Origin of the sequence: Acinetobacter sp. YH12064 (assembly GCF_013419735.1) — a bacterium.
Lineage (GTDB): Bacteria > Pseudomonadota > Gammaproteobacteria > Pseudomonadales > Moraxellaceae > Acinetobacter > Acinetobacter amyesii.
Genome location: NZ_VOZP01000015.1, coordinates 18,944 through 44,577 on the forward strand (window position 1 = coordinate 18,944; position 25,634 = coordinate 44,577).

At 37.8% G+C, this 25,634-nt stretch carries 23 protein-coding genes and 2 pseudogenes; 4 read left to right on the top strand and 21 right to left on the bottom strand.

From position 1 onward, the window contains the following. Positions 1-219 precede the first annotated feature (219 nt). The 8 genes from FTU13_RS14360 to FTU13_RS14395 all read right to left on the bottom strand — a co-directional run bounded on the left by FTU13_RS14360 (position 220) and on the right by FTU13_RS14395 (position 7,249). Entirely contained in the window at positions 220-1,584 is a 1,365-nt protein-coding gene (locus FTU13_RS14360) for an NAD(P)-binding domain-containing protein (RefSeq protein WP_180128735.1), read from the bottom strand. A gap of 445 nt (positions 1,585-2,029) precedes the next feature. After that, positions 2,030-2,809: an HNH endonuclease gene (locus FTU13_RS14365; protein WP_180128733.1), complete on the bottom strand. Its 780-nt coding sequence runs from the start codon at positions 2,807-2,809 to the stop codon at positions 2,030-2,032. A gap of 581 nt (positions 2,810-3,390) precedes the next feature. Further along, positions 3,391-3,816 (bottom strand): hypothetical protein, encoded by a 426-nt coding sequence (locus FTU13_RS14370; RefSeq protein WP_179995828.1) that lies wholly within the window; start codon positions 3,814-3,816, stop codon positions 3,391-3,393. Between the two features lie 163 nt (positions 3,817-3,979). Continuing rightward, on the bottom strand, positions 3,980-4,360 hold the full coding sequence (locus tag FTU13_RS14375; protein WP_151829633.1) for a hypothetical protein: 381 nt from the start codon (positions 4,358-4,360) through the stop codon (positions 3,980-3,982). A 185-nt stretch (positions 4,361-4,545) separates the two neighbouring features. Continuing rightward, positions 4,546-5,127, bottom strand: coding sequence for a hypothetical protein (locus FTU13_RS14380; protein ID WP_257226769.1), 582 nt, complete (start codon positions 5,125-5,127; stop codon positions 4,546-4,548). Positions 5,128-5,304: 177 nt separating this feature from the next. Further along, positions 5,305-5,817 carry an SMI1/KNR4 family protein gene (locus tag FTU13_RS14385; protein WP_180128730.1) on the bottom strand — a complete coding sequence of 171 codons (513 nt, stop codon included), beginning with the start codon at positions 5,815-5,817 and terminating at the stop codon, positions 5,305-5,307. Between the two features lie 109 nt (positions 5,818-5,926). After that, positions 5,927-6,403, bottom strand: a complete 477-nt coding sequence (locus FTU13_RS14390) for a hypothetical protein (RefSeq protein ID WP_218948644.1) — start codon at positions 6,401-6,403, stop codon at positions 5,927-5,929. A gap of 216 nt (positions 6,404-6,619) precedes the next feature. Next, on the bottom strand, positions 6,620-7,249 hold the full coding sequence (locus tag FTU13_RS14395) for a hypothetical protein (RefSeq protein ID WP_180078948.1): 630 nt from the start codon (positions 7,247-7,249) through the stop codon (positions 6,620-6,622). A 161-nt stretch (positions 7,250-7,410) separates the two neighbouring features. Between FTU13_RS14395 and FTU13_RS14400 the strand changes: the two are divergent. Together FTU13_RS14400 and FTU13_RS14405 are read left to right on the top strand one after the other, a co-directional pair. Then, positions 7,411-8,728 (top strand): annotated as a pseudogene (locus FTU13_RS14400) (ISNCY family transposase). A gap of 74 nt (positions 8,729-8,802) precedes the next feature. After that, positions 8,803-9,600, top strand: a complete 798-nt coding sequence (locus FTU13_RS14405; protein WP_180079186.1) for a tetratricopeptide repeat protein — start codon at positions 8,803-8,805, stop codon at positions 9,598-9,600. 350 nt (positions 9,601-9,950) lie between these two features. Here FTU13_RS14405 and FTU13_RS14410 read toward each other — a convergent pair. Continuing rightward, positions 9,951-10,628, bottom strand: a pseudogene (locus tag FTU13_RS14410) (ISNCY family transposase); the annotation flags it as partial. A gap of 306 nt (positions 10,629-10,934) precedes the next feature. Here FTU13_RS14410 and FTU13_RS14415 point away from each other — a divergent pair. Continuing rightward, positions 10,935-12,416 (top strand): PAS domain S-box protein, encoded by a 1,482-nt coding sequence (locus tag FTU13_RS14415; protein ID WP_180128729.1) that lies wholly within the window; start codon positions 10,935-10,937, stop codon positions 12,414-12,416. Then, positions 12,407-13,054: a response regulator transcription factor gene (locus FTU13_RS14420; RefSeq protein WP_180079184.1), complete on the top strand. Its 648-nt coding sequence runs from the start codon at positions 12,407-12,409 to the stop codon at positions 13,052-13,054. Before FTU13_RS14415 ends, FTU13_RS14420 begins: the two co-directional genes overlap by 10 nt. Positions 13,055-13,088: 34 nt before the next feature. Here the strand turns inward: FTU13_RS14420 and FTU13_RS14425 are convergent, their stop codons facing one another. From FTU13_RS14425 to FTU13_RS14480, 12 genes are all read right to left on the bottom strand, one after another. Next, positions 13,089-14,081 carry a 2Fe-2S iron-sulfur cluster binding domain-containing protein gene (locus tag FTU13_RS14425; RefSeq protein ID WP_218955160.1) on the bottom strand — a complete coding sequence of 331 codons (993 nt, stop codon included), beginning with the start codon at positions 14,079-14,081 and terminating at the stop codon, positions 13,089-13,091. 5 nt (positions 14,082-14,086) lie between these two features. Then, a complete protein-coding gene (locus FTU13_RS14430; protein WP_180128726.1) occupies positions 14,087-14,419 on the bottom strand; it encodes a non-heme iron oxygenase ferredoxin subunit in 333 nt (110 codons plus the stop codon). Beyond that, complete coding sequence (locus tag FTU13_RS14435; RefSeq protein ID WP_180128725.1) at positions 14,416-15,186, bottom strand: SDR family oxidoreductase; 771 nt, start codon at positions 15,184-15,186, stop codon at positions 14,416-14,418. The genes FTU13_RS14430 and FTU13_RS14435 overlap by 4 nt, the downstream gene beginning before the upstream one ends. Continuing rightward, positions 15,183-15,722, bottom strand: coding sequence for a flavin reductase family protein (locus FTU13_RS14440; RefSeq protein ID WP_249748891.1), 540 nt, complete (start codon positions 15,720-15,722; stop codon positions 15,183-15,185). The genes FTU13_RS14435 and FTU13_RS14440 overlap by 4 nt, the downstream gene beginning before the upstream one ends. Then, positions 15,694-16,965: a styrene monooxygenase/indole monooxygenase family protein gene (locus tag FTU13_RS14445; RefSeq protein WP_180024900.1), complete on the bottom strand. Its 1,272-nt coding sequence runs from the start codon at positions 16,963-16,965 to the stop codon at positions 15,694-15,696. Before FTU13_RS14445 ends, FTU13_RS14440 begins: the two co-directional genes overlap by 29 nt. 34 nt (positions 16,966-16,999) lie before the next feature. After that, on the bottom strand, positions 17,000-17,491 hold the full coding sequence (locus FTU13_RS14450; RefSeq protein WP_180024901.1) for a nuclear transport factor 2 family protein: 492 nt from the start codon (positions 17,489-17,491) through the stop codon (positions 17,000-17,002). Positions 17,492-17,503: 12 nt separating this feature from the next. Beyond that, complete coding sequence (locus FTU13_RS14455) at positions 17,504-17,857, bottom strand: hypothetical protein (RefSeq protein ID WP_180128723.1); 354 nt, start codon at positions 17,855-17,857, stop codon at positions 17,504-17,506. Positions 17,858-17,868: 11 nt separating this feature from the next. Then, a complete protein-coding gene (locus tag FTU13_RS14460; RefSeq protein ID WP_180128722.1) occupies positions 17,869-19,071 on the bottom strand; it encodes an aromatic ring-hydroxylating dioxygenase subunit alpha in 1,203 nt (400 codons plus the stop codon). A gap of 110 nt (positions 19,072-19,181) precedes the next feature. After that, positions 19,182-20,516, bottom strand: coding sequence for an acetamidase/formamidase family protein (locus FTU13_RS14465; protein ID WP_180128721.1), 1,335 nt, complete (start codon positions 20,514-20,516; stop codon positions 19,182-19,184). A 45-nt stretch (positions 20,517-20,561) separates the two neighbouring features. Continuing rightward, the gene (locus tag FTU13_RS14470; protein ID WP_180024904.1) at positions 20,562-21,446 is read right to left on the bottom strand and encodes a transporter; all 885 of its coding nucleotides are present in this window, start codon (positions 21,444-21,446) and stop codon (positions 20,562-20,564) included. Positions 21,447-22,584: 1,138 nt separating this feature from the next. Continuing rightward, positions 22,585-23,460: an OmpA family protein gene (locus FTU13_RS14475; protein ID WP_257226768.1), complete on the bottom strand. Its 876-nt coding sequence runs from the start codon at positions 23,458-23,460 to the stop codon at positions 22,585-22,587. 27 nt (positions 23,461-23,487) lie between these two features. Next, a partial coding sequence (locus FTU13_RS14480) for a YadA-like family protein (protein ID WP_180161129.1) occupies positions 23,488-25,634 on the bottom strand: 2,147 nt, incomplete at its 5' end.

Below are 25,634 nucleotides of genomic sequence, written 5' to 3' on the forward strand. Positions count from 1 at the left end.
ATGGCTCTAGTCCTCCTATTTTTCAAGTCAATTTCTTATCCGCGATTCGGGTTACATAGAAACTTTTTAGATGAATATTCAATCTTCTAATATTTTATTAGCAATTTTCAAATGTGATTCTGCACCTTTTAGATAAACTTACTCGTGTATATGAATTTTATCGTATAAAAATGGGAGCAAAGCTCCCATTTGACTTCTAGCTACTTTTCTAAATTTTGGCTAAATAAAATTTTTCTCTTTAGCACCTTCTGAATCTAAATAGTTCTCTAAAGAATCATCGAGAGCTTCTAACCAAGGCGTATGATGTGGTCTTGCCATTTTTCCAGTCATAACTGAACGATACGTTTTATCTCTAAATTCCATAATATTTTCTTTCTTGTGCGTTTTCCACTGCATGAAAATATTGTGCACCCCATCAACGTCAAAATTAGGGTAATCTGTTTCACTAATTAAATATTTCACATATTCACCTTGGAAACGTGCTTTCTTTTCATCTGTACTTAGAGCTTTCTCTTCTAAATGCTTCTTCTCAGTATGATGTTGCATTTCCATGATATTTGGCAAAGAAATTTTACCTAATATGATATCTCTAACATACCAAGCTTGGGCATCAAACATATTGAAGGTATACCATTGATCTTGCATACCTAGATAAAATAAACGGGGATTTTTTTCCCATACCACACCTTGGTAAAGATCTAGTGGATATAAACAATTGTGTGTTCTTAAACGCAATTTATCTTCGATAAATGGGAAATGATGAAGATAACCAGTACACAAAATAATCGCATCAACTTTTGCCGAAGTACCATCTCCAAAATAAGCTTTACGTTCATCTACACGTATTAGCTGTTTTTTCTCAGACCAATTTTTCGGCCATCTAAAACCCATCGGTTTGTTACGATAACAACTATAGATTTGCTTCGCGCCATATTTGTAGCATTGTGAACCGATGTCTTCAGCCGAATAGCTACTGCCCACAAGCAGTACCGTTTTATCTGCAAATTCACGGGCATCACGAAAATCATGGGCATGTAAAATACGACCATGAAAACGATCAAAGCCTTTATATACAGGTACTTTTGGTGTCGAAAAGTGCCCTGAGGCTACAATCACATAATCAAACTCTTCCACATAGTGTCTTTGGTTCTTGTAATCTTCTACTTCAACAGTAAATTTCTTTTTATGTTCATCGTAGCAGACATGCTGCACCGCGGTATTGAATCTGACCAAATGTTTGATCTTGGCTTTTTCCGCACGACCCTTAATATAATCCCACAACACTTCTCTTGGTGGGTAAGAGGCGATGGGCTTTTTAAAATGTTCGTCAAACGTATAATCCGCAAACTCTAATGCTTCTTTTGGCCCATTAGACCACAAGTAACGGTACATACTACTATGAACGGGCTCTCCATTTTCATCTACACCTGTACGCCAAGTATAGTTCCATTGCCCCCCCCAATCACTTTGTTTTTCAAAACATATAATTTCGGGAATTTCTAGACCTTTGGCCTTTGCTGATTGGAATGCTCTTAATTGTGCCATGCCACTAGGACCTGAACCAATAATTGCTATTCTAGTCATCGCTATCTCCATTAGTTTTAATAGCTTCGCCTATCTCCAATTTTGATTTTATTTAGGATCGTAAGAATAGTTTATGTACAAACCTAAATTTATAGATTAAGGATAATCCACTCAAAATAGGATGCGAAGTAAAAAAAAATATTGTAGGCTACATTTATATTGGATATATAACATACAGAAAAGAATAAAAACTATATCATAAAAACTCATATAAAAATATAATATAAATAATAATATTAAATATAACAATTTAACTTCTAAATTTTTTTAATTTAATTTTGAATAACCTGAAGATCAGTGTAAAAAATCCTTACACTATAAAGCTTTAATGCAGAAGGCTATCAAACAACGTTTCATAGCCTAGAATTTTAATCGTATATTTAACATAAAATCTCTTATACGAAATGAGATCCTTAATTAGATAGTTAAGATCTCATTCTTACACCTATAGCTTGTTTTGATCGATCATATTCTTCAGTTCTTCAATAGTTAGAGTTTTATTTCTTCTTCTATGGATGATTGCATGACAGTTTGCGCATAATGGTATTAGGTCTGTTTCAGGATTCACAACTTTCTCACCGCTTTCAAAAAGAGGTTCAATATGATGAATATGAATGAATCCTTTAGCATATTCTCCATAAAACTTCTCAAAATTAAAGCTACATGCAGCGCATACATATCCATGGATAAGTAAAGCTTGTTTACGAAGCTCTGGATCTCGTTCATATTTGGTCGTGAAGGAATATGACTGTCTCCCTTCAACTCCTGAAACAAAGCTTTGATCATCAGTATTTACAGAACTTTTTGCTTCACGAACCGGGCCTAAATTTTCTAAATCGACAATCCTTTTATAGGTGTCTTCATCAATTTTACGAACCCCATCTCTCCAATAATTTTTTTCTTTATTCTTGGGGATTTTTTCAAGATATCCTTCACTATCTTGAAAATTAACAGCCTTAATAAATGGCCTAAAATTGAGAATTTCCCCCAATAGTTCTTTGCCATCTTTAATTGAAATAATTTTACCAATTTCAGCGATGCCAAAATAATGTGGATCTGGACTTAGTCTTTGATTTTTGAAACTTTTGTCTTTTATACGACCTTTATAGTAAATAACCTTTTCACCAGGTAAGAGTAGTTCCTTATATCTTTTGGGAAAGTGATATACCTCTCCAGTCAAATCATCCCATTGAGAAACATCATTTTCAACAATTATGGTTGGCATCTTAATCCTTAAGCTATTAAATATTAGAAATATTTTTTAATTTTAATATCATGAATACAATGATTATCGCATCAAAATGTAGAAATTAGTTCACTTAAATTTTTAGTTTAAAATAAAAAAGCCCGACATCCTGTCGGGCTTTTTCGTATTGGTTCGCTTGGCATGACTCCTGTCGTACCGCCGATCCTTGTGCGATTATTTATTTTTATTCTGCGGAACGTCCTGTTCTCTTATGACTTCATGATATTGAATACAAGGGATTGTGAATATCCGCAAAACCCCTAAATTCATGTGCGCTCAGGCGTACAAAATTGGTGGATTTTTATCCCAAGAGTTGTCCGCAGAAATTGGGGATAATTTAAGCCAGCGCTGTCTTGATAACGCAGAGAAAAATGACAATTTGATTAAATATTGATCAATTTTATTGGCAAGAAGTATCAAAATTGCTCAAAAAGAAACCGACTTGTTTCCAAGTCGGTTTTTGTGGTTTTTCAGGGGGATGAAAAATTTTTAACTATATGAAAAACAAAGATATTTTAAAAAAACATTTCGTATAACCTCTATTATGTTAAATGAATCTTTTAATAAGGACTAAATTTATAGCCAAAATGATTTAGACATACCTTAATTCCATTAAGTGAATAGTCCATACATCCGTTATGAATACACTTATTTTCTGAAAAGCCTTCATGAGCTAAAATAACTAAGAATTGTTTAATACTGTTTATTCGGTTTTGGCTTAATACTTGGCTCATATCTGGAATTTTAATTCCAAAAATTGGGCCTGTTGGTGTTTCTGGATAACATTCAAAATACCAAGCTTGCTGACACTCGCTACAAACATAATAAAACTCACCATAATCAAATTCTGGTTTAGCTTCCTCACATGGAGGATCTTCAATGAAGTAGTGAGGAAACTTATACTTCATATTGTAGTTATGACTGAAAACATCTGAAAAACTAGTAGGACATATAAAAAAATTATCTACAGATTGGCATTCACACATATTTTTTGTTCTTTAAAGTTTAGCTAAAATTAACATAATACACGTTATGCGAAATTAGAAAAATGAGTTTATTGCACTGATATTTATCTGTTTTTTAAATTTTAGACCTGGGTTGGTGCCCAGGTTTTTTTATTGCGTATAACCGCCATTATGTTAAATAAACTCAATTACTGTCATCAAAAGTGGCATTAATTCTGTCTACAGTCCATTTTACTGTAGTGTTATCTAAGTAAAAAAAATCTCTATTTAAAATATAATCTTCAAAAATTAAGCCATTACTATCTAGCTTTCCTTCTTTTAAATGTCCAATAATTTCATATCTTAGACTATTATCTATTTGCTTAACTTGATGGGGACAATTCACTTCTTCAATAATGTAATCATCAAGAATAGTAGCTTCTAAAGCTATAAGGTAATTTTTTTTGAGATCAATAAATGAGGGTATTGAAGAACTAAATACCTCTAGAATTTCATTACGAATCTTAATTTTTAGAATAAATTCGAGATCCTCATTACATTCTATGATTTGAGCTATATATTTCACTTTAATTAAGATTTCCTAAAATTAACATAATACACGTTATACGAAGTTTTAAAACAGAGTATATGATGATGATTTTTATTTATTTTTTAAATTTTAAAGCCTAAACCAGTGTCTAGGCTTTTTCATTTTGTATAACAGCTATTATGTTAAATAGGGTACTTGCATACTTCATTCCTCTTTAATTTCTACTGTATAGAATGAGCGTGTGAAAGGCACTGTGCTGTAGTTTCATCAAGGTTTTTTTCGATCTCGTTCCAACTATCGAGATATTCTTGAAATTTCTCATTCATAAAGTTTGAATGTAATGCTACCTGCATATAGTAGCCATCAATAACCAGGGCTATAAAATTTAGGTTGCTTTCAACAATGGCATATCCACCATTTTGCATTTGCAGAAAAGAGCGAGAAGCATAATCTAAATACTTGGCTTCTATTGGGGTCTTAGCAATCATTGCTGGAGAATATGCGGCAAAGATATTTTCACTCTTTACATTGTTCATAGGTAGCCAATAGAGATATCCATCTGTTTGCTTTAGGCTCTCACATAGCAGCTCATATAAGGCTTGATTACATTTTTCTTTATATCTATTTGAAAAATCTAATAAATTTAATTTTTTATTTTTAGAAATTATTGAAGGATCAATATAATTCTTATGATTAATCCATAAAGTAAATATATTAGAAATATCGGTATATTCCTTATTACTCAATTTTCCATAATAGGGCTTTAAGGGATCATTATCCTCAATCCAAGGTTCAGTTTTCATATTCATAGAACCATTCTCTAGTGTATTTAGACATTCATTTTAAAGTAAAGAAAAAACTAAAATATGTTATTAATTTTTATATGTTTTTTAAAACTTAAAGACCAGACTTCGGTCTAGTTTTTTTCATTTCTTATAACAGCCATTATTTTAAATGAGGCTTATATCCAGCATATAATTTTAAGGTTCCCAGAATTTATCCCCCTGAGTTTCATAAAATTTATTAATGAATTCTTCAAAAGTATTAGCAACAACGTACCAATCTTGTCTTTGATCTATAGGTAAGACAACAAAAATAGAGCCGTAATCATTACTATTAGGATCACATCGAACCAACAATAAGTCTGAATCTCCATAGAACTCTCCAATAATTAAGTCACTTTGAAGAGCGTCATTATTACGATTAATTTTATAAATTTTTGAAGCAAAAGTTACCTCCTCAATAGAATATAATTTTAAGCCCCATTGTCCGTATTCTTGATCTTTAAATAGATCTGCACCATTAGATACTGTATAAAAATCCTCTAATACTTTTGGTAAAAGTACTTGGGGTATTTGTGGGTAAATTTTGCTTTTTGGATTTAATGAACACTGTAAAGGAAAGGGACATTCCATACCTCTATGAATAGCTTTCTTAGGCTCAATCTCCCATTCATTATGTATTTTTTCTATAATTTCATGAACACTATTCATTTATTAAACTCTTAAAAATCCTTAACTTTTACTAAAATTAACATAATACGAGTTATACAAACCGTGAGCCATTTTCCTACGCTTTTTTCTTCGTGTAACAGCCCTTATGTTAAGTATTTGCAGATATTAAGTCATTGTTTCCACAAATGAATACTGCTTGAGAGCAGTCATCTAAGCTATCCATTAAAATTTCATTCATTCTTTTTTTATGAAAACTAAGAGTGGCATTACTTCCAAATTCACTTTCTAAATCAGATGATAAAATTATAGTGCACTCATCATCCCTTAGCTGATTCCATAAGTTTTGAACTAATTGAACTAATGCGAATCCGATGTTGATTATTTCATTCATTTCATACTGTTGATTATCCACGTAATCCTCGATATGAATCTTATTACTGGAGGCTTCAAACCCTGTTAGATCTCCGTAAACATCAGCTATGGCTTCGTAATTCACCTGCTCTAACCTATCTTTGTAAAAATTAAAGACAATAGCATCCGAATCCTCATAAAAGCCTTCTAGTATCATAAGTTCTAAAATTGAGGGAAGCTGGACATCATATCTGGATAGAAAGAATGCATCCATTTGGGAACTTTGAAGTATCACTTTTACACCTGGAATATTTTTACTGTTATTGAAATTAGATTTTTAGTATTTCTAAAATTAACATAATACACGTTATGCGAAATTAGAAAAATGAGTTTATTGCACTGATATTTATCTGTTTTTTAAATTTTAGACCTGGGTTGGTGCCCAGGTTTTTTTATTGCGTATAACAGCCATTATGTTAAATGAAAGGCTTTATAAACTACTAATTTTAAAGTCTTCTAATGTTTTGCCTTTTTCATTTAATAAATTATGAACAAACTCAGGATCCAACTTGAGCATAAGATCAATAGCATCATGTATTTTCCAAAAATGTAGTTTAGGATGATCAATTATTTGAGTTAAATGATTTTTTATCAAAGGAATATATTCACTATATTTATACTTTTCAATTACCCAAAATACACCTGCGATATCAAATGGTTGAGTGTTAGATTTTTCGATAATTTTTTGTATAGGAGGGAATATTTTACTTCTAGCCTGCTCACTAAATCCTAAGTCAGCTTGGGTTGCCCAATAGCTGACAAAAGCGCGAAGTACATGCTGCAGTGTATCATCATAACCATGTAAACGATGATCTATATAACCGTCTAATTTATTCTCATTTAATAAATTTACTAATACATCAAAACCAGATGACTGTCCCCAATGAGTCAAAAGTTTTGCTGCTTCAAAGACAGTATTTTCATCAGAAGAATTTAATAAATTTATGACTTTTTCTATACGATCTTCAGGAATATCTTCTAGATCTAAATCGGTTGCATCACATGCGTAATCTGCATGAGTAGGAACGTCATGCAGTAATACAGAAATTTCTTTATTCATTAAGCCACTCATTAATAATTATCTTAAGATTTCCTAAAATTAACATAATACACGTTATACAAAATGCTTTTGTTAGAACCCATTTAAAGTGTCTATATTCTCACCAATAAAAATGTCTAGTTTATGATGGTTTTATCACCATGGACTGGATATAAATATAGATGCTGATCACTATGTCTGACAAAGAAATTCAACGGCTTGCGGTTCTGCAAGACGTTCGAGATCATCGTATTACCCAGGTCCGTGCTGCTGAAATCCTAAATCTTTCCACCCGTCAAATTACCCGGTTATTGCAGAAGATCAATTAAGATGGTGTCTCAGGTATGGCACATGCCAATCGTGGTCAACCTGGCCATCGTCGCCATGATGACTTGTTAAAATCAAAGTGCCTTTCCATTATTGTTGAACATTTGCTGGGCTTTGGACCCACCTTGGCGCATGAGAAGCTCAGCAGCATGTTTGACCTGAATATCCCGGTAGAAACGCTTCGGCGCTGGATGACGGCCAATGACCTGTGGATTCCGCGATCCAAGCGCCTGAAGCGTCCATATCAGCCACGTTATAACCGGGATTGCTTCGGTGAACTGATCCAAATTGATGGCTCATATCATGACTGGTTTGAAGGTCGAGCTGCAAAATGCTGCTTGTTGGTTTATATCGATGATGCCACTGTTCTGTGAGGCGAAAACGACCTTCGACTATATGCTTTCAACTCGAGCCTATATTGAACAATACGGTAAGCTTCTGGCCTTTTATAGCGATAAACATTCGGTCTTCCGAGTGAACCAGAAATCGAGCCAGGACAGCAAAATCACGCAATTTGGACACATTCTGAATGAATTAAAGATCGATATTATCTTTGCCAACTCCCCTCAAGCCAAAGGCTGTGTAGAACGCGCCAATAGAACGCTTCAGGATCGCCTGATCAAAGAGATGCGTCTAGAAGGCATCAGTTCAATTGCAGATGCCAATAAGTGGCTGCCGTGCTTTATTGAGCAATTTAATCGTAAATTCGCCAAGATGGCCTTTAATCCCAAGGATCTGCACCGGACTATCACTGAAACAGCCGAAGAATTAGATGATATTTTTACCTGGCGTGAACCCCACAGGGTCACGAACAGCTTGACGATTACTTATGATAAATGCGTATATATCTTGGAAAACAGTGAAGAAAATCAAAGATTGGTCGGCAAGTATCTTGAGTTCCTGGAATATCCGGATGGTGCTGTAGCCATTGAATATCAGGGAAGAAAAATCAATTACAGCATCTTCGATAAATTAAGTCAGCTCAATCAACGAGAGATTGTTGAGAATAAACGTTTGGGTTCTGTGCTGGCACATATTCAACAACAGCATGAACAACTGGAACACCAAAACAAACGCAATCGTTCTCAAAAGATGCCACGTAGACAAGCACAGAAAACAGCGATTGAACAACAGAATTTGAATCCTGTGCTTGACTTGGAAATGTCCATATAGGACATTTCTACTTAGGAATAACATATGAGGCTATATACTTATAGCCTACCCAAAAAAAGTAGTTCAATTTAATTATGAATTTCATACCCAATAAAAAAATAATAATTCTTTTATCAATTTTATCCTTGTCTGCATGTAGCCAGACATCTGATTTTGAGGATATTGAAGAATCAGCAAATCGTGGAGATGCCTTGTCACAAACTCTGCTAGGTGAAGCTTATGTCAATAGCAAAGGCGTTTCTCAGGATTATAAAAAAGCGTTTGAGTGGTATAGCAAGGCTGCCGAACAAGGAAATGCTGATGCTCAGAATAATCTTGGAGCACTATACGCCAGTGGTCAGGGGGTAGCTGAAGATGATAAGAAAGCGTTTGAATGGTATAGCAAAGCTGCCCAACGAGGAAATATTCAGGCTCAAAATAACCTTGGTGCAGCGTATGCTAATGGTGAAGGTGTAGCTCAAGATTATAAAAAAGCCTTTGAGTGGTACAGTAAATCTGCCGAGCAAGGAAATGCTGATGCTCAATATAGTCTAGGATTTATTTATGAAGATGGTAGTGGTGTCACTCAAGACTATAAAAAAGCCTTTGAGTGGTACAGTAAATCTGCCAAGCAAGGAAATGCTGATGCTCAATATAGTCTAGGTAGAATTTATGCCATTGGCCAAGGTATCACTCAAGACTATGAAAAAGCCTTTGAGTGGTACAGTAAATCTGCCGAGCAAGAAAATGCTGATGCTCAATTTACAGTGGGAATCATGTATCTTCGGGGTAATGGAACTACCCAAAATAATGAAAAAGCTGAAATATGGCTAAAAAAAGCTGCTGTTAATGGTCATCAAGACGCTGTATCCCTTTTTACAGATGACCAGTAATAAAACCCATAGATATCGAATAGATGCCAAGGACGTGAATTAATGTGTGTCATGGCGTACAAAATCCCCCCGAACTTATCCCAAAAGTTGTCCGCAGAAATTGGGGATAATTTAAGCCAGTGCTGTCTTGATAACGCAGAGAAAAATGAAAAAATGATTAAATATTGATCAAATTTATTGGCAAGAAGTATCAAAATTGCTTAAAAAGAAACCGACTTGTTTCCAAGTCGGTTTTTGTTGTTCTTCAGGGGGATGAATTTTTTAACTATATAAAAAACAAGGAAATTGTAAAAAGCTGTTATTCCCCAATTAAAATGTCTATGCGATAAACCATTTAAAATGTCCTGTTTTTAACTACAAGAGTCAAGCACAGGATTTAAATTTCTTTGTTCAATGATGGCTTTCTGAGCTTTACGACTCGGCATACTTTTCTTGAGACGGGAACGTTTATTCTGTTTCTCCAAATTTTCATGTTGCTGCTGGATATGGGCTAGAACCGAGCCTAATCTTTTATTCTCAACAACTGCATTTTGCTGTAGTCCAGCCAGTTTATTGAAGGCGCTATAGTTGATCTTCCGTCCTTCATGCATGATCGCTACAGTACCATCCGGATATTCCAGGAACTCAAGATACTTGCCGACCAATCTTTGATTTTCTTCGCTGTTTTCCAAGATATATACGCATTTATCATAAGTAATCGTCAAGCTGTTCGTGACCCTGCGGGGTTCACGCCAGGTAAAAATATCATCTAATTCTTCGGCTGTTTCAGTGATAGTCCGGTGCAGATCCTTGGGATTAAAGGCCATCTTGGCGAATTTACGATTAAATTGCTCAATAAAGCACGGCAGCCACTTATTGGCATCTGCAATTGAACTGATGCCTTCTAGACGCATCTCTTTGATCAGGCGATCCTGAAGCGTTCTATTGGCGCGTTCTACACAGCCTTTGGCTTGAGGGGAGTTAGCGAAAATGATATCGATATTGAAATTGCTCAGAACACGTCCAAACTGGGTAATCTTGGTGTCTTTTTAAAAAGAGAATACCTTCTTATATCTAAAAGTTTTCTTTGTATTTATGAATAATAAAAATTATTTACCTTTATTAGTCAAAATAAAACGAGAATATGGTACTAACCTTGCTTAATAAATAAGGATTGAGATTGAACACTTAAATGAGTATTGGTATACGTTTAAAGTATGTAATTAGACTCAAAGTCTAATTGCACTACAGCACGTTTTGCTGCAATATCAAATGCAATAATAAAAAGTGTTTATCAGTGAAGATCAAACATACCTCTACCAGATAGCCGGATGCCATCCAAGGTAAGGAACATAATGACCAGCTTAAATTATTATCAAACCATTTTTGATAAAGCGGGTGATGCTATTTTTGTGCATGATATCGGCAGTGTCGAATTTATGGACGTAAATGAAGCAGCTGAAAACCTCACCGGTTACAGTAAATCCGAATTAACGAAAATGAGTGTAGAAAAAATCAGCGCACATAGCCATGGTTTTGATTTTTTTCATGCCTTAAAAAAGGTTCAGCAGGCTGCTAGCCACGAAGCGATTACGTTTGAGTGGATTATCCAAGCTCAAGATCAACGACAAATTCCTGTTGAAGTTTGCCTAAAAACAGTTGAAATTGAAAATCAACCTAAGTTATTAGCACTTGTCCGCAATATTAGCGAAATCAAAAAGTATCAATATGCTCTACAGTCTAAAGATCAATATTTCAAAATGCTGCTTGAGCATTCGGGAGATGGAATTGCTATTCTCGACTTACAAGGCAAACTACTTTATGCCAGCCCATCATTACAAGGTATTCTCGGTTACCACGACCGTTTTGTACTCAACAAAAATATCTTGAATGTGATTCATCCTGATGATCGTATTAAAGTCAGACAGCTTCTATTTAAAAAAACAGAACAACGTGCACTTAGTGTGATTCATTACAAAATCTTGCACCACAATGGAAAATGGCGACACCACGAGGCAACCTATCGTAACTTATTAGATCACCCTGATATTCAGGGCATATTGGTGAATTATCGTGATATCACTGAGCGTATTGAGGCTGAAGAAAAAGCACGTGCTCGAGAAAAGCAACTTGGTCATATGTCACGTTGCAAAACTATGGGTGAGTTAGCTACCGCACTTGCACATGAATTAAATCAACCACTTGCTGCACTCAATAATTATGTCGGAGGCAGTATTATTCGCATTCAAAACGGTTTAGCCAACTCACAAGAGACACTTGATGCCCTCAATGCTGCGTTAAATCAAACACATCGCGTCAATGGTATTATTCACAGCATGCGAAGTTTTTTGCGTAAAGGTGAGGCGAATTTTCAGATTCATTCTGTGAATCATCTTATTCAAGAGTTACATCCTTTGATTAACCTTAAAGCTGATCAAGGTGGATGTACCATACATTATGAATTAAGTGTTTCACCTATTTTTATATCAGCAGATGAAACGCTCTTTAGCCAAGTCATTATCAATCTCGTCTTTAATGCGGTCGATGCTCTACAAAATAATCCCGAAGGTGAAAGGGACATTTATATCCGCACTTGGCAACATAACCAACATGCTCGAATTGCAATTGCAGATAATGGGCCTGGACTCGAAGGGCAAAATCCAGAACAAATTTTTGAATCTTTCTATTCAAGTAAAAACAACAGCATGGGTATTGGCTTAACTCTGTCTCGAAGCATCATTGAAAACCATCATGGTTATTTATGGGTCTGTGAAGGTGAGTCTGGTGCCATTTTTAATATCTCTTTAGCGGCACAGGAGCGTGCAAAATGTATTTAACTAATTCTCATGTTCCCGAGCCCATTGTGTATGTGATAGATGATGATCAAGACATTTGTAATTCACTCACATGGTTGCTTGATTCAGTGCAACTCGAAACTAAAACATTCAATAGTGCTACTGAATTCCTGAATTTTCAGCGCCCGCAAACGCCTGCATGTTTAATCCTTGATATTCGTATGCGAGGGATGAGTGGCTTGCAACTACAACAACAATTGAATCAACAAAAAATCCGTATGCCAATCATTTTCATGACTGGTCACGGCGACATTCCAATGTCGGTCAATGCGATGAAAGCTGGGGCATTTGATTTTTTAGAAAAACCTTTTAATCCACAGCATATGCTTAATCAAATCCAAGCCTGTCTGCAACTTGCTGAACAAGACTTTATTGAAGAAGAAAAACGTCAAGAACAGATGATTAAATTGAAATCTTTATCACCAAGAGAAAGTGAGATTATCAATTTATTGGTCGATGGACTTTCTAGTAAACATATCGCACAAATGTTGAATATCAGCCATAAAACAGTAGAAATTCACCGCACGCATATTCGGCAGAAGTTAGGTACAGAATCCATTGCCCAAATTGTAAATATGGTATTGATGTGTCGAGATAAAACTATACAGGCGATGGGTTAACCTATCGCCTGTTTTTTGAAGATTAATAAAGGATTTAGAAGAAACGGTCGAAATGCACTTGTTGAAGTGGAATACCTGCCTGATACGCCATTTGTTCAATAGATTTTACCATTGGCGGTGGCCCAGCACAGTATATTTCATGTTGGATCAGTTGCTCACCTAAAACATCATGAATGATTTCATGAATAAAGCCTGATCGAATACCTTCGATCAATTCAGATGAAGTTGCTGGAACATAATTCAAGCGTGAACCTAATTCAGTCCAATCCCTTAACTGATCTTCTGTCAGTAGATCACGCTGTTCACGTCCACCATGAAAGAACCATACTTTATGATTTTGTAGTTGTGGATTAACTGCGACTCCACGGGCAATTGCCAACATCGGTGCTAGACCTGAACCACCAGCGACACAAACAATTGGTCGTGGCTGCTCTTGTAAATGTGCCAAACCATATGGGCCATCGATCTGAATCACAGCATTTTGTCGCTGTTGCTCATCAAATAGCAGATTGGTCATTTTGCCATCTACTACACGGCGAATCTGGAATACCCACATGCCTTCATCATTCGGCAAATTCGACATCGAATAAGCACGTAATAATTGCTGGTTTACTGAAAGCAAAGCATATTGACCTGGAATAAACTGCGCTGGTTTCTCTGACTGCAAATGGATTTCTAAAATATCGTGTGTAATCGGCTGTACATATTTGAGCTTGACGGCCTGTTGTTTTGGCAGAATTTTAGGCGTGCATTGTTCATCCAAACGGACTTTAATAACACAATCAGATTTAGGTCGGCATTGGCAAGCCAAAAAACGGCCTTTGCGCCGATCACGATCGCTCAATCCAGGTGCTTCAGCCCATAGATTATCTACTTCACCAGATAGCACTTCTATTTTACAAGTCCCACAGCCACCAGCATTGCATTCATAAGGTAAACCAAGACCTTGACGAAGGCCACTGCGCAACAGCACATCGTCTGCTGCACAATGAAATTCCCCTTGCCCTTCAATTTGGATTTTGTACATCAGCATCACTCCACAAGATAAACCCGACCTTCGCGAACGATAGACTGATAAGTTTTCAATGGGATGGTGCAAGGTGCTCCACAAGGTTCACCGGTTTTAATATCAAAAGCACCAGCATGAAACGGACATTCCACTTCACAGCCATCAATTTCACCATCAGCCAATGAAGCATCACCGTGGGTACAGGTATCATCAGTGACATAAAATTCGCCATCTTCTAGGTGAAACACCGCCAATGGTGGATAGCCATCAATAATCACCTGTAAACCTTCACCTTGTTCGATAGCGGAAGTCACGCAAAGGAATTTTTCTGCAATATTGGCCATTTTGATATTCATATGCTTAACTCCTCAATCGGTGAATCTGTCGCTTCAGGCCCCAAAGTATGATAACCACCATCAGCATGAATCACACTTCCAGTCAGTAGTTTAGCCTTTGGACTGCAAAGAAGACTTAAGGCTTCAGCCACTTCTTCAGCATCGGCAATACGGCCCAACACATGGAAACGGCCTGCAACACGATCAGTTTTCGGACGGTCATCACCAGAGATCATCTGCATCGGCACTGACCAAGTCCAACCGAGGGATAAAGCATGAACACGAATACCATCAGCAGCCAAATCCAACGCCATGCTTTTTGTTAGTTGTTCTAAGGTTGCTTTAGAGGCTGGGTAGACCCAACGCTCTTTTTGGGCAATGCGAGCACTCACACTGCTAATATTAATTACAGTCCCATCATTGCTGGCCTGCAGCAGTGTTCTACATGCCTGTACCAAAGCTGCATGACCAAACACGGTCACATTAAATGTATTTTGCCAATCGTTACGTGTAGATTGTGAGCCATGATCTTCATACAGACAGGCCAAATTCACTAAAATATCTAATCTATTCAGCTTACTAACCAAAGCTTGAATACTTTCATCATTAGCGAGATCTAGATATTCATAACGACTTTGGGTTTCAGCTGCCACCTGCCTGCCTTGAGTTTCGTTAATGTCAGCAATAATGACGTCCGCCCCCAAACTTTTTAATTCTTTGACTACTGCCTGGCCAATGTGAGTTGCGCCCCCAGTGACCAGAACCACTTTATTATTCAGATTGGTCATGAAACCTCCTTGTATTGTGGCCATTCGGTAAATTGCCCTTTGCAGAACAGTAATGGGCGTTGATTGCTATGTCGGCACTGTTCAATTTTCCCCAAGAAAATCTGGTGATCGCCTGCTTCAATCTGCTGTTCCCGGCGGCAGATAAACTGCACTACGCAACCTTCCAGTAGCGGTGCTTTAGTAGTTTCAAGATTCCAGCTCCCATGCTGGAATTTGTCTGGAATTGGCTTAGCAAAATTGAGTCCGATTTCTTGCTGATCGGCTCCCAGAATATTGATGGCAAAGTATTCTGAATTTTCAAAAACTGTACGGCTTGGTGAATGATTGACTAGACTCCAGAGCACCAGCGCAGGATCAAGAGATACCGAGCTAAAAGAATTAATCGTAAGACCAACAGGTTGTTGCTGTTCATCTAGACAAGTGACAATCGCGACACCAGTGGCAAAACCGCCGAAGGCCTGCCGAAGCGCTTTCGCTTCAGCTAGGTCAACGTCCTGCCACAAAACTTCAGGCAGCTGCATGTTGAAACTCCTCACGTGACAGATATTCTTTAGCCCCTTCTGCACCATCTACGGCTGGCCAGAAACCGCACGGGTTGTTGAAATGCCCCATAAAGTCATCCGCAATCGCTTGGTTCTGTGAGGCTGCAGCTAATACTTGTAATAAGCTCTCACTTGGTGGATTTAACAATAGATTCGTGAATTCAGTCGTATAGCGACCTGACTTTTCCCAGAATTGCTCGAATACTTCTGTCATCCAATCTGCACTAAAGTCTTCATCACCTCGTGCTAAAATCGCAGCTAAATAATGCTCCACCATACGGGTTGCATTGTTTGCGCCTTGTCCTGCGATTGGATCATTTACAATGACAGTGTCTCCAATCCCCCAAATTTTTGCACCGTTATCTAAGGTTGCAACAGGATCTCGAACTTCAGGGCGGAATGCACCTTTGAGCCATGCGTTTGGATCACTTAATTCCATATTATCGACCATACGGAAGCTTTGATCTGGTGTTACTTTGGCAACCGCTTCTTTCATGCGTTGGACCATTTCTTCGCCAGATGTCACATCATCGAAGATATCCATTGGACCATTCGGTACACATTCAAATAAGAAACTACGACATGGACCATGCGTGTGACTATAGAACGGCATACTGAAGTATTCGCCTGCACCTGCAACAAAATTAAAATGCAAAGTCTGAGATGGTTGACCTTGCCAACTGTTTGGACCGCATAAATCATCACCTACGACGAGTGCTGCAGCCAATTTGCGAGGAGGAGTGTGATGTACTGAGCGTGATTCGTTGCGTTTGAATAAACTGGTGATATTGCCCTTACCTGCTGCCAAAATCGTCAGATCATTTTCAACAGTGATTACTTCCAAATCTTCTGGACTGACATTTTGAATGATGAGCTTGCCACCACGGCGCGGATATTCCTCTAACCAACGGTGATATTTGGTTCGTTGGTCCATGGCAATACCGTCATTATCATGTAAAAAACCTGTCACAGGTAACATGATATCGCCGTTTGGTGCACGAAAATCGACATGCAATGCTTGACCACGATGCGCTTTCCCATCCCAAAAATTTAAGCCCAATCTGCGCTCTAACTCTAAAGTTCCTTCAAAAAACATTGTGGTACTGACCATACGACCATGTAACAACTCATCCGCAGGGCGATCTACATATAAAGTGACATCATATTTGTTTTCGAGTAGTGAGAACGCCAGTAATAAACCTGCTTGTCCACCACCGATAATTGCAATTTTTCTCATCTTAAATTCCCCTTAGGCCGTATTGATTCAGTGCCTATTTAACTGTGTTCGGATAGGGTTGATTGAAGGTCAAATTCAATTCGACGCGTTCAAATTTCCATTCACCCTGCTCATTCCGACTTACTTCTGTTTTATAAAATCCACCTAAGCAACAGGTCGTTGCAGATTTAACTTGATCTGTTGCTGCTGTTGTTGATTCCTCGGCTAAATTACAGACTTCCCATAACATCCAAGTTGCCTTTGCATGGTCTTGATCTAGGAGCTGTATATCGGGCATGGCCATAATATGTAAGCTCCATAACACTTGAGCCTCTGCAATATTGGACAATGCCTCTAAAATATTTTGACGTCCTTGATACTCCCCAAAACCCTTAGCACACCAAACGGCATTTTGGTGAAATACATGCTGTAAAATGGCTGAATTGTTGCGCTGATCAGCCGCTGTTGCATAGCGACCGATCAGGCCACGAATCGCCTCGCAGGCCTCCAGATAATGCAAACGCTGTTCTAGATTGTGCTGGCTCATCCTGTATTCCTCTTAAACGTTGACCACGTCACCAGTTTCATAAATGAAACGGTTTTCTTCAAATGCATACGGCACACCCACTGAACCTTTATAAAGCTCGATGTGTGGTGCAACTTCAGCAAAGCTGAGACTTAACCAATACAACTTATGAAGCTCTTCAGGTAAGGTCCCTAGGGCATATTGATCGAGTGCGGCAAGTAGCTTGCGCATTTCGGGCAAAATAGCATCGTAAAATGCTTGCAATTCTTCTTTGGTTGAGTTCAAACGCGCTTCATGGCGTTGCTTACCCGTTCCTAAAGCCCATTTCGCAACAAAAGGTTCTAAGCTTGCAAAGTCAGCTGGCAACTGTGAAATGATGTTTGACATGTGCATTCTCCTTATGCGCGATTTAAATATTGTTCAAGTACGTGGTAACCGTGACGAATCAAGATCTCTTCATCTTGAAGGTGCATCACTTTTTTCGCTTTAGATTCAAGGGCTGCTTGAGTGTCTTCCATGGTTGCGGTGTCTTCTAACCAAGCGTTACGTTGTAAGATTTGTGCAAATTCTTGTGCCCAACGCTCCGAATAAGTTTTCGCTTTAGGAATGTAATAACGACCTTCCCAACGTGTTTGATTGTGCCCAACTGGCCAGAATTGATGCGTAAACCACACCCCTTCAGTCACGTGCACCAAAATGTTTGGGAAAATGACAGACAGTTCGAAAGAGAAGTCATCACGGTCATTTGGATTGACTGTTTTTGGTAACTGAACACGTTCATAGTGATTGACTAAAGAGGCACCTGTAATCTCGCCCGACAATGCTGCAGCAGGTTTTGGATTGGCATTCTTGGTCAGACACACTGCACAGGTACGGTGATCACCAAACAACTGTACTTCCTGTAGGCCTGAAGCAAAGACATTCGGGAAAGAGCCAGCATGAATGGTTGTAACGTGATAGGCTTCAGCAAATGCGTCATGAGCGACTTTCCAGTTACAATTTAATAAGGTGTTATAGGCAAAGCACTCTTCCATTTCATGAAAAGGGTAACCCCCTAAATGTTTACCCATATCACCGAGGAATTCTTCAATAGATTGAGTGCCGTCATTATCCAAATTGATGAAGATAAAGCCTTCCCAAACTTGAGTACGAATAGGCGCCAAACCGTTATGACCTTTATCAAAACAAGAAGTGAATTTTTCTTCTTCCGGCACGCTGACCAAATCACCTTTAGCATCGTAAACCCAGCCATGGAAACGACATGTCACGACTGCGGCTTTGTTTGAACCAAAGGTTTCATTGCCAGTCTCCACCACAACTTTATTGCCACGGTGTGAACAAATGTTATGAAATCCACGGATTTCACCATCTTTGCCATGCATTAAAATGACTGAGGTTTTAGCAAAATCTAAGCGTTTAACTTTGTAGTCACCTTTCTTTGGTATCTCTTCTACACGGCCCACTTTCAGCCAAACTTTTGAGAAAACTTTTTCAATTTCTTCCTGATAGATTTCTGGCGAAATACATGGTTCGGTTGGAATCGGCTCAATACCAAGTTCTGGATATAAATCGCCCCAACGGAGTTTTGCATTACTGTTCATATGACATTCCTGTTCAAGTTTTCGTTTCTAAGTTTTAAGTTCAGTAAATTTCATGCTTATTTACGAACAGCGTTTGAAACACGCTAATCAACCACCATTCACGTGATGAATTAAAGTTGGTAATGTTCGCGAACTAAGTTTGCGATCCCCAGTTTTTCTAAAATTGGCATTGGGCATAAGAAGGTTGCACGTACCATTCCTGGTAAACGGCTGATTTCGATAGAGCCTGTAATGGTGCAACGGTTCATGACCTCATCCACACTTAAACCTGTGACTTTTGCCGCTCGATTTAAAGCATTGTCCGTTGCATCATTGAGGTTCTTACCTGTTCCCATAAATGTGATTGGACCACTTTCCTCAATTTCAGTTTGTCCCCAACGCGCACCTAAAGCTTTCACTTTTTCACGCTCTTCCTTGGTAAATGGACGTGCCATTGGTGGTAAGTCATCTGGTGCTTGAAGTAAAATTGGGCCGTCAATTGTTAAACCTTTAATCACTTCCACTTGTAATTCTGTTTCGCCTGAAACGTCCGTGGCATGCCCTGCAATTTCACCATTGCCTTGTTGCGCATGCATATCTCCCATGTAGACACCTGCACCTGGTACTTTCACAGGGCAAATCAAAATACAGCCTGGACGAATCGAATTGGTATCCATGTGACCGTCAGTTTTGGCTGCGATAAGCTCTTCTTCAGTCATTCCGAATTTATGCGGTGCATTAATCAAGTACTGACCGAAGTCGTGACAGTTATGAGAGTCTGGTAAGTCACGTGAAGGTGTCGTACCAATATTGCCGAGGAATGGACGCATATGCGCAGCAACCCCTGGCATGTCAGCACGCGCTAGTGATAGAATAGAATGCTGTGCAGCATGTTCAGGTAATGCAGAAAGCTCATTGGCATTACCAGCTAATTTGTTGGCAATTTCTTGGTTGACCGTCAAGCTCACTTTGTTTTCTTCATCCAACACAATCACATAACCATGTGAAAAGCGAAAAGCACTGACTTCTGCCCCACAGTTTTTACAGTGAATCGCATCGTCGCCAATCCCATCTACATAACTTGCAGGCTGTTCAGTACCACATGCCTCACAATATTTCGCGACAAATGGATCTCCTTTATAACGTCCCTCAACAAATTGCATTACACCAGATGAGGTCGCCGTAGAAGTGACATGCATATCCTTAATCTTTAAAGCGACAGCATCACCTACCTCTGCACCTTCAATAAAGACAGGGAGTGTCACTTCATGACCACCTTGGAATGCAGGTGTAATCATTGGACCCCAACAGCCAGGCGGTGTGCCTGTTTTTAACGTTCCACCATTTTTTAAAGGTCCCAGCATACGTTGGCTTGGTCCCACAATACCGCCTGAAAACTCATTCACCACTAAATAATCGACAGCTCCAGCACTGCCTGCTGCATATTCTTGATTCTTAATTTTCATGGCCTTACCTCTATATGCTTGCTCTAATGTTTAGGTAACAATGTTTTAAAATGGGATGGTGATATCAATTGCGAACTTCTGACCTTCTGGTCGGTTTTCAACATCAAATTCTTTTTGATATTTCGCTGCGATTGCATACCCTTTAGGGAATTGATAGCGAACTTGCGGACCTATGCTGGCTGCTTTAGCTTTAAAGTCACCTAAAACAGCACCTTCACCTGAGTCACCTTCAATCTGACGATGTACATAACCACCAACACCAACCGCCAAAGGTCCCATGTGTTTAGCGACTAAGTAATCGACATGCAAAGCGTTGCCCGATTCATATTTGCTATCCTTATTCTCGAAATTGATGTCGTACATCCACTTTGTACTGACTTCGATACCTTGTTTATTTAAGTATGTGGTCGAGATAATTGGTTGAATGGTGTAATAGTTACGTCCAATATTCGCGAGTCTATTTTTGTTGTAAGAGCCAACTGGAATATAAAAGTCGATACCTGTCGCTACATGCCAATCTCCTTTATGCCAACCCAATAAGAATGGATCGATAATGAGATCACCCATTGCCATGTGATCATCTTGACGACCACCTAATGTAAGATCTGCATGGGCATATACAAGGAATGCATGCATGCCCCATGTCGCGCCTAAAAATGTTTTGTCACTGACATAGACACCACGAGCAACTGTGGCAAAAGTATCAATTTTAAAATCATCAAATACTGGATGATCATTTTTAAATTTATCTGCGTTGTAGTATTGGTTATAACTGACGAGATACATCCCAGGTGGTGGCATTGCTCCACCAAAAAAACTCTCTGTTCCATCAGGATAAGCACTTCCGCCATTTTCAGCGGCAAGCGCTAAACTTGCACTACTGAAAAGACATGTGGTCAATGCCACTGTTTTCAGATATTTTCTTACCATTTACAGCATTCCCCTAATTTCTAAAGTCTTTGTTTATCGGACTTTAAGCTCATGACTTAATCTAGACCTGAAACATGGCAGGGAAATATAAGGATGAATCTGTGCTTTTATCAGGCAAAAGCTAAGGAGTAATAGTCAAAATCGTGTAATGTGATAAGAAAAAAACTGACAGAATCTATAAGAATACTTATTTGTATAGGTAGATATACCTATGATCAGCAATGACTAACTGAACCACACCTGCTTTTTTTGGAAATTATTTCTCCCAATAAAATGTCCTGATATAACAAAAAAACTCCTATAAAGTTTTTAATAGACATCTTGCATAAATCAAAAAACGACCAACTCGGTGATTATATTTCGTACCGATCTATAAGCTGTATTCGGTTATCCTTGTTGCATGAACTACTCAAAAGGGCTTTGTTGCACAAACCTATCTGTAAAGGCTTTTTTCAGCGATATAATTTTCAAATGAAGAAGCCATCAAGAACAGCTTTGTGAAACAAAGCCGGTTAAAACTGCAAAAATTATGATAGTTTTACCTTCCAAACTTTTTTCCAACTAAGCTATTTATAAAAATAAAAAAAGTCCAAGATAAAAAATCACATCTTGGACCAAGGAGTATTCATAATACTATTATCAACAATTCATATGTAATAATTTTTCAAGCCACTTTAAAGTAGGATATTTATCTTTTCACATTTTTTTAATTCAACTAAAATTTCATCATTAATAAAAATATTCTTTTCAGAAAATTTATTTTTATTAACTTCAGGAAAATAGTAATCATTTATAAAATAGATCTGCTAGGTACCTATTGATTCATATTTAAATATAATCTTATTGATTAAAAGCCATTCTATTGCATTAACAATCTTAGACTCAGATATTTTCAACTCAAATTCAATTTCCTTTAACGTCATTTTTATACTTCTCTTATGCTGATTAGCCATAAGTACAAGCAATAAAAAAACACTTAAAAGTGTAATAGAATCTTTCATAGTAAGATCACAATAATTTAATTAAAATTTAGAATCCTTAAAAATTAATTAGGTGGTTTATGTCGCACTTCAAGTTTTACTCTGCCCAGCTACATCTAGGGTCAAGCACTAAATATGCTTGACCCTAATCAAATGAATTATTTTTGAATACCAATAATTTCTACAGTCACTCGTCTATCTGGTTGTAAACACGAATGCAATTCATGCTTTGCTTTAATTGAAAAACACCCGTCAGTTAATGGTGATTTTTCGCCCATACTTGAATAACTAATTATTTTGTTAGATATCCCATGCTGGCTTAGATATTCTCGAACAGTGTTAGCTCGTGCCAAACCAAGCTGAGCATTGTAAGATTCACTTCCTAGTCTATCGGTATGACCAACAAGATGAATTTTACTAACATTTGAATAAACAGTATTAATTTTTGAAACTAAATTATTTAGCTCAATACGTCCTTTTGGTAATAAATCTTTTTGTGTTGAACCGTCAAATTTAAATAATGCATCTGCACTTAAATTAAAAATTTCAGTTCGTGGCTCTTTAATTTGTTGAATAGTTGTATTTGTATTCGATGGATACATAAAATTATTACAATCTTCACCTCTCCAAGATAAACGTTCAGCTAAATAATCTTTATCAAAATCAATCCTTAGTTGACAACGCTTATAATTTTGTGTATTTGGAATTCTGATATCTAAAACATAATTCCATTTTTTAACAAAAAATACACTTTCATTAAATTGAGGATTACCTAATAAATGGCGAAATTGATCTTTAGTTAAACCAATATCTAAACGACTTACATCATCATATTCATAACGTTTAACTTGTTTTAAATAGCTTTCCTTTATTTCAGGAAAATCCACTTCATCAGTAACTTCAATTTTTTCGATTGCTTTCCCCTGACTAGCAAAAAAAACTAAAGAACTTAAAATTAAAAACTTAAATGACAATTTCATAATAACAATCTCTATATATTTTTGATCATAAGTTGCAGAGAATATGCCCTGCATATCCTCTGCTTTTTGATAGACATTTAATTAGTCAATCACGCCACTAATACCTATACGGAAACTTGGATCGCCTTGAGAGGCTGCAGCTATACCACTAGTTAATGACCATCGACCATTGTCAGCAGTTTTTCGTAATGTAACACCAACTGCATTTTCACCGCCATGATGTGCAGCTGCTGCTGCGTATGTCCATTTACCAGCAACGTATGGAGCTGTTTCTAAAGACATTGCTGCAGCAATACCAGCCATCGCACGTTTTTCCACATCATCAATACGTTTATTAGTTGTATAGAATGATTGTTGTAATTGATCACCTAAGTTCGTAATCTTCTGATCCAATTGATTATCTCTTTGATCTAACGCATCAAGAGCATCACCAACATTGTGTTGAGTCCCACCCCCAACGTTATAAGTAGGGCCGGTATTGGTTTCATAATTTGCTCCACCACCTAAATAGTTATAGATATTGGTATTACTTGCATGTAATTGGGAACCATTAATAGCATCTTGAGATGTTGAAGTAATTGCTCCATCCGCCACATTAGTGACTTTATTACCACCTGCATTAATACCAGCTTGATCAATCGTTACATTACCTACTGATACTTTGCTGGCATTAACATCACCTGCAGTTACAGAATCAAATGTCACATCTTTATTAGTCGCAACTTGATAGTTTGTACTGCCATCATCATTTTTAGTTGATGTAACGGTAATATTATCGCCTGCTGTTACAGTAGATTTTGCAGCAGCTGCAACCTGTGCAGCATTCTGTGCAACTTGTTTAAGCTGATCTTCTGTAGCGGCTTGACCTGAAGTAATATTGTCTGGATTCCATGTTGTATTGGTTAAACCATTTACGGTACCAGCATCACCATTTACAGTAACTTGACCTGCCGTGATGGTTCCTGTTGATCCATCAATTTTTACATCACCAACTTCAATCGTTCCTGCGTTACCATCAATAGATACAGCGTTATTACCTGAACCTACTTTTATTTGATCGCTCAAACCAACTGTAATGTCATTACCATTGTTGCTAACAGTCACACCACTAGCAGAATCACCTTTAATATTAACGGTATCCCCTGGTTTCACAGGACTTGCTGCTGATGTACCTGAATCTGTAGCAACTATCCAGCCTTGATTAGCATTTGCTGCTTGATCATTAATATACTTAATTGCATCATCAATATTTGATTGACCAGTACCGCCAATGTTATTCCAGCTAATTTGGTTGTTTACATATGTCGCATTTCCACCAAACAGCTCTGTAACATTATTTCCAAGTGCATATAGCTGGCTACCATTTACAGCGTCTTTAGAGGTTTCACTAATTTCACCATCGGCAACCTCAGTAACTTTTTTACCGCCTGCATTAATACCATCTTTAGTAATGCTCGGACCGCCAGCAATCTCTAGGCCATTAGTTGTAATTGATGTATCACCTACAGTAACTTTAGTGAAATCAACTTCATCTTCTGTTGCAACCGTATAGATCTTTTGACCATCAGCACCAATCACTGAGCTAACAGAAATATTTTTGCCTTCAGTTACCTCTGTTTTTGCTGAAGCTGTTTTACCGTCAACGTAGGTCTTATTGGTAATGTGATCGCCGTTAGTGATCGGACCGGTATATGTCGCACCGCCGTTATTCACTGTGAAGCTATCACCCAACTTAGTTTCACCAGTGGCATACAGGTTAGTCGTATTCACTTGATTGAAAGTAACATCCTGAGCAGTCGATACCTTGATCGCACCTGTACCATCATCTTCAAGTACGATGTTGTCGCCCGTCACAAAGTTAACTTTATTGTCATCTTTATTGACGTTCTTAACAGTTACACCATCAATCTGGGTTTCGATGCTTTGTAATGCACTGTCTGCCTTAACTAAGCTGTCTTTCGTTTTATCACTTAAATCAACTGCATAGTCCGTTACGTTGTTCGCATCAGGTGTACCTGCTTTAACAGTTACCGCATCTGAACCCGCTGATGCAGTAGTACCTTTGGCATTCACGGTATAGATGTCTTGACCATTTGTACCCTGTGTTTTTACAACATCTTTAACATTGGTACCCGCTGCAACTTCTGTTTTTGCAGCAGCTGTCTGCTGGTCAACATAAGTTTTATTGGTGATGTGGTTACCTTCAGTAACTGGGCCAGTGTAATACG

What these genes read in the sequence shown, in the direction of transcription:
- FTU13_RS14360 (WP_180128735.1), bottom strand. Translation starts at nt 1,584, where the DNA reads ATGACTAGAATAGCAATTATTGGTTCAGGTCCTAGTGGCATGGCACAA.
- FTU13_RS14365 (WP_180128733.1), bottom strand. Translation starts at nt 2,809, where the DNA reads ATGCCAACCATAATTGTTGAAAATGATGTTTCTCAATGGGATGATTTG.
- FTU13_RS14370 (WP_179995828.1), bottom strand. Translation starts at nt 3,816, where the DNA reads ATGTGTGAATGCCAATCTGTAGATAATTTTTTTATATGTCCTACTAGT.
- FTU13_RS14380 (WP_257226769.1), bottom strand. Translation starts at nt 5,127, where the DNA reads ATGAAAACTGAACCTTGGATTGAGGATAATGATCCCTTAAAGCCCTAT.
- FTU13_RS14385 (WP_180128730.1), bottom strand. Translation starts at nt 5,817, where the DNA reads ATGAATAGTGTTCATGAAATTATAGAAAAAATACATAATGAATGGGAG.
- FTU13_RS14390 (WP_218948644.1), bottom strand. Translation starts at nt 6,403, where the DNA reads ATGGATGCATTCTTTCTATCCAGATATGATGTCCAGCTTCCCTCAATT.
- FTU13_RS14395 (WP_180078948.1), bottom strand. Translation starts at nt 7,249, where the DNA reads ATGAATAAAGAAATTTCTGTATTACTGCATGACGTTCCTACTCATGCA.
- FTU13_RS14405 (WP_180079186.1), top strand. Translation starts at nt 8,803, where the DNA reads ATGAATTTCATACCCAATAAAAAAATAATAATTCTTTTATCAATTTTA.
- FTU13_RS14415 (WP_180128729.1), top strand. Translation starts at nt 10,935, where the DNA reads ATGACCAGCTTAAATTATTATCAAACCATTTTTGATAAAGCGGGTGAT.
- FTU13_RS14420 (WP_180079184.1), top strand. Translation starts at nt 12,407, where the DNA reads ATGTATTTAACTAATTCTCATGTTCCCGAGCCCATTGTGTATGTGATA.
- FTU13_RS14425 (WP_218955160.1), bottom strand. Translation starts at nt 14,081, where the DNA reads ATGTACAAAATCCAAATTGAAGGGCAAGGGGAATTTCATTGTGCAGCA.
- FTU13_RS14430 (WP_180128726.1), bottom strand. Translation starts at nt 14,419, where the DNA reads ATGAATATCAAAATGGCCAATATTGCAGAAAAATTCCTTTGCGTGACT.
- FTU13_RS14435 (WP_180128725.1), bottom strand. Translation starts at nt 15,186, where the DNA reads ATGACCAATCTGAATAATAAAGTGGTTCTGGTCACTGGGGGCGCAACT.
- FTU13_RS14445 (WP_180024900.1), bottom strand. Translation starts at nt 16,965, where the DNA reads ATGAGAAAAATTGCAATTATCGGTGGTGGACAAGCAGGTTTATTACTG.
- FTU13_RS14450 (WP_180024901.1), bottom strand. Translation starts at nt 17,491, where the DNA reads ATGAGCCAGCACAATCTAGAACAGCGTTTGCATTATCTGGAGGCCTGC.
- FTU13_RS14455 (WP_180128723.1), bottom strand. Translation starts at nt 17,857, where the DNA reads ATGTCAAACATCATTTCACAGTTGCCAGCTGACTTTGCAAGCTTAGAA.
- FTU13_RS14460 (WP_180128722.1), bottom strand. Translation starts at nt 19,071, where the DNA reads ATGAACAGTAATGCAAAACTCCGTTGGGGCGATTTATATCCAGAACTT.
- FTU13_RS14465 (WP_180128721.1), bottom strand. Translation starts at nt 20,516, where the DNA reads ATGAAAATTAAGAATCAAGAATATGCAGCAGGCAGTGCTGGAGCTGTC.
- FTU13_RS14470 (WP_180024904.1), bottom strand. Translation starts at nt 21,446, where the DNA reads ATGGTAAGAAAATATCTGAAAACAGTGGCATTGACCACATGTCTTTTC.
- FTU13_RS14475 (WP_257226768.1), bottom strand. Translation starts at nt 23,460, where the DNA reads ATGCAGGGCATATTCTCTGCAACTTATGATCAAAAATATATAGAGATT.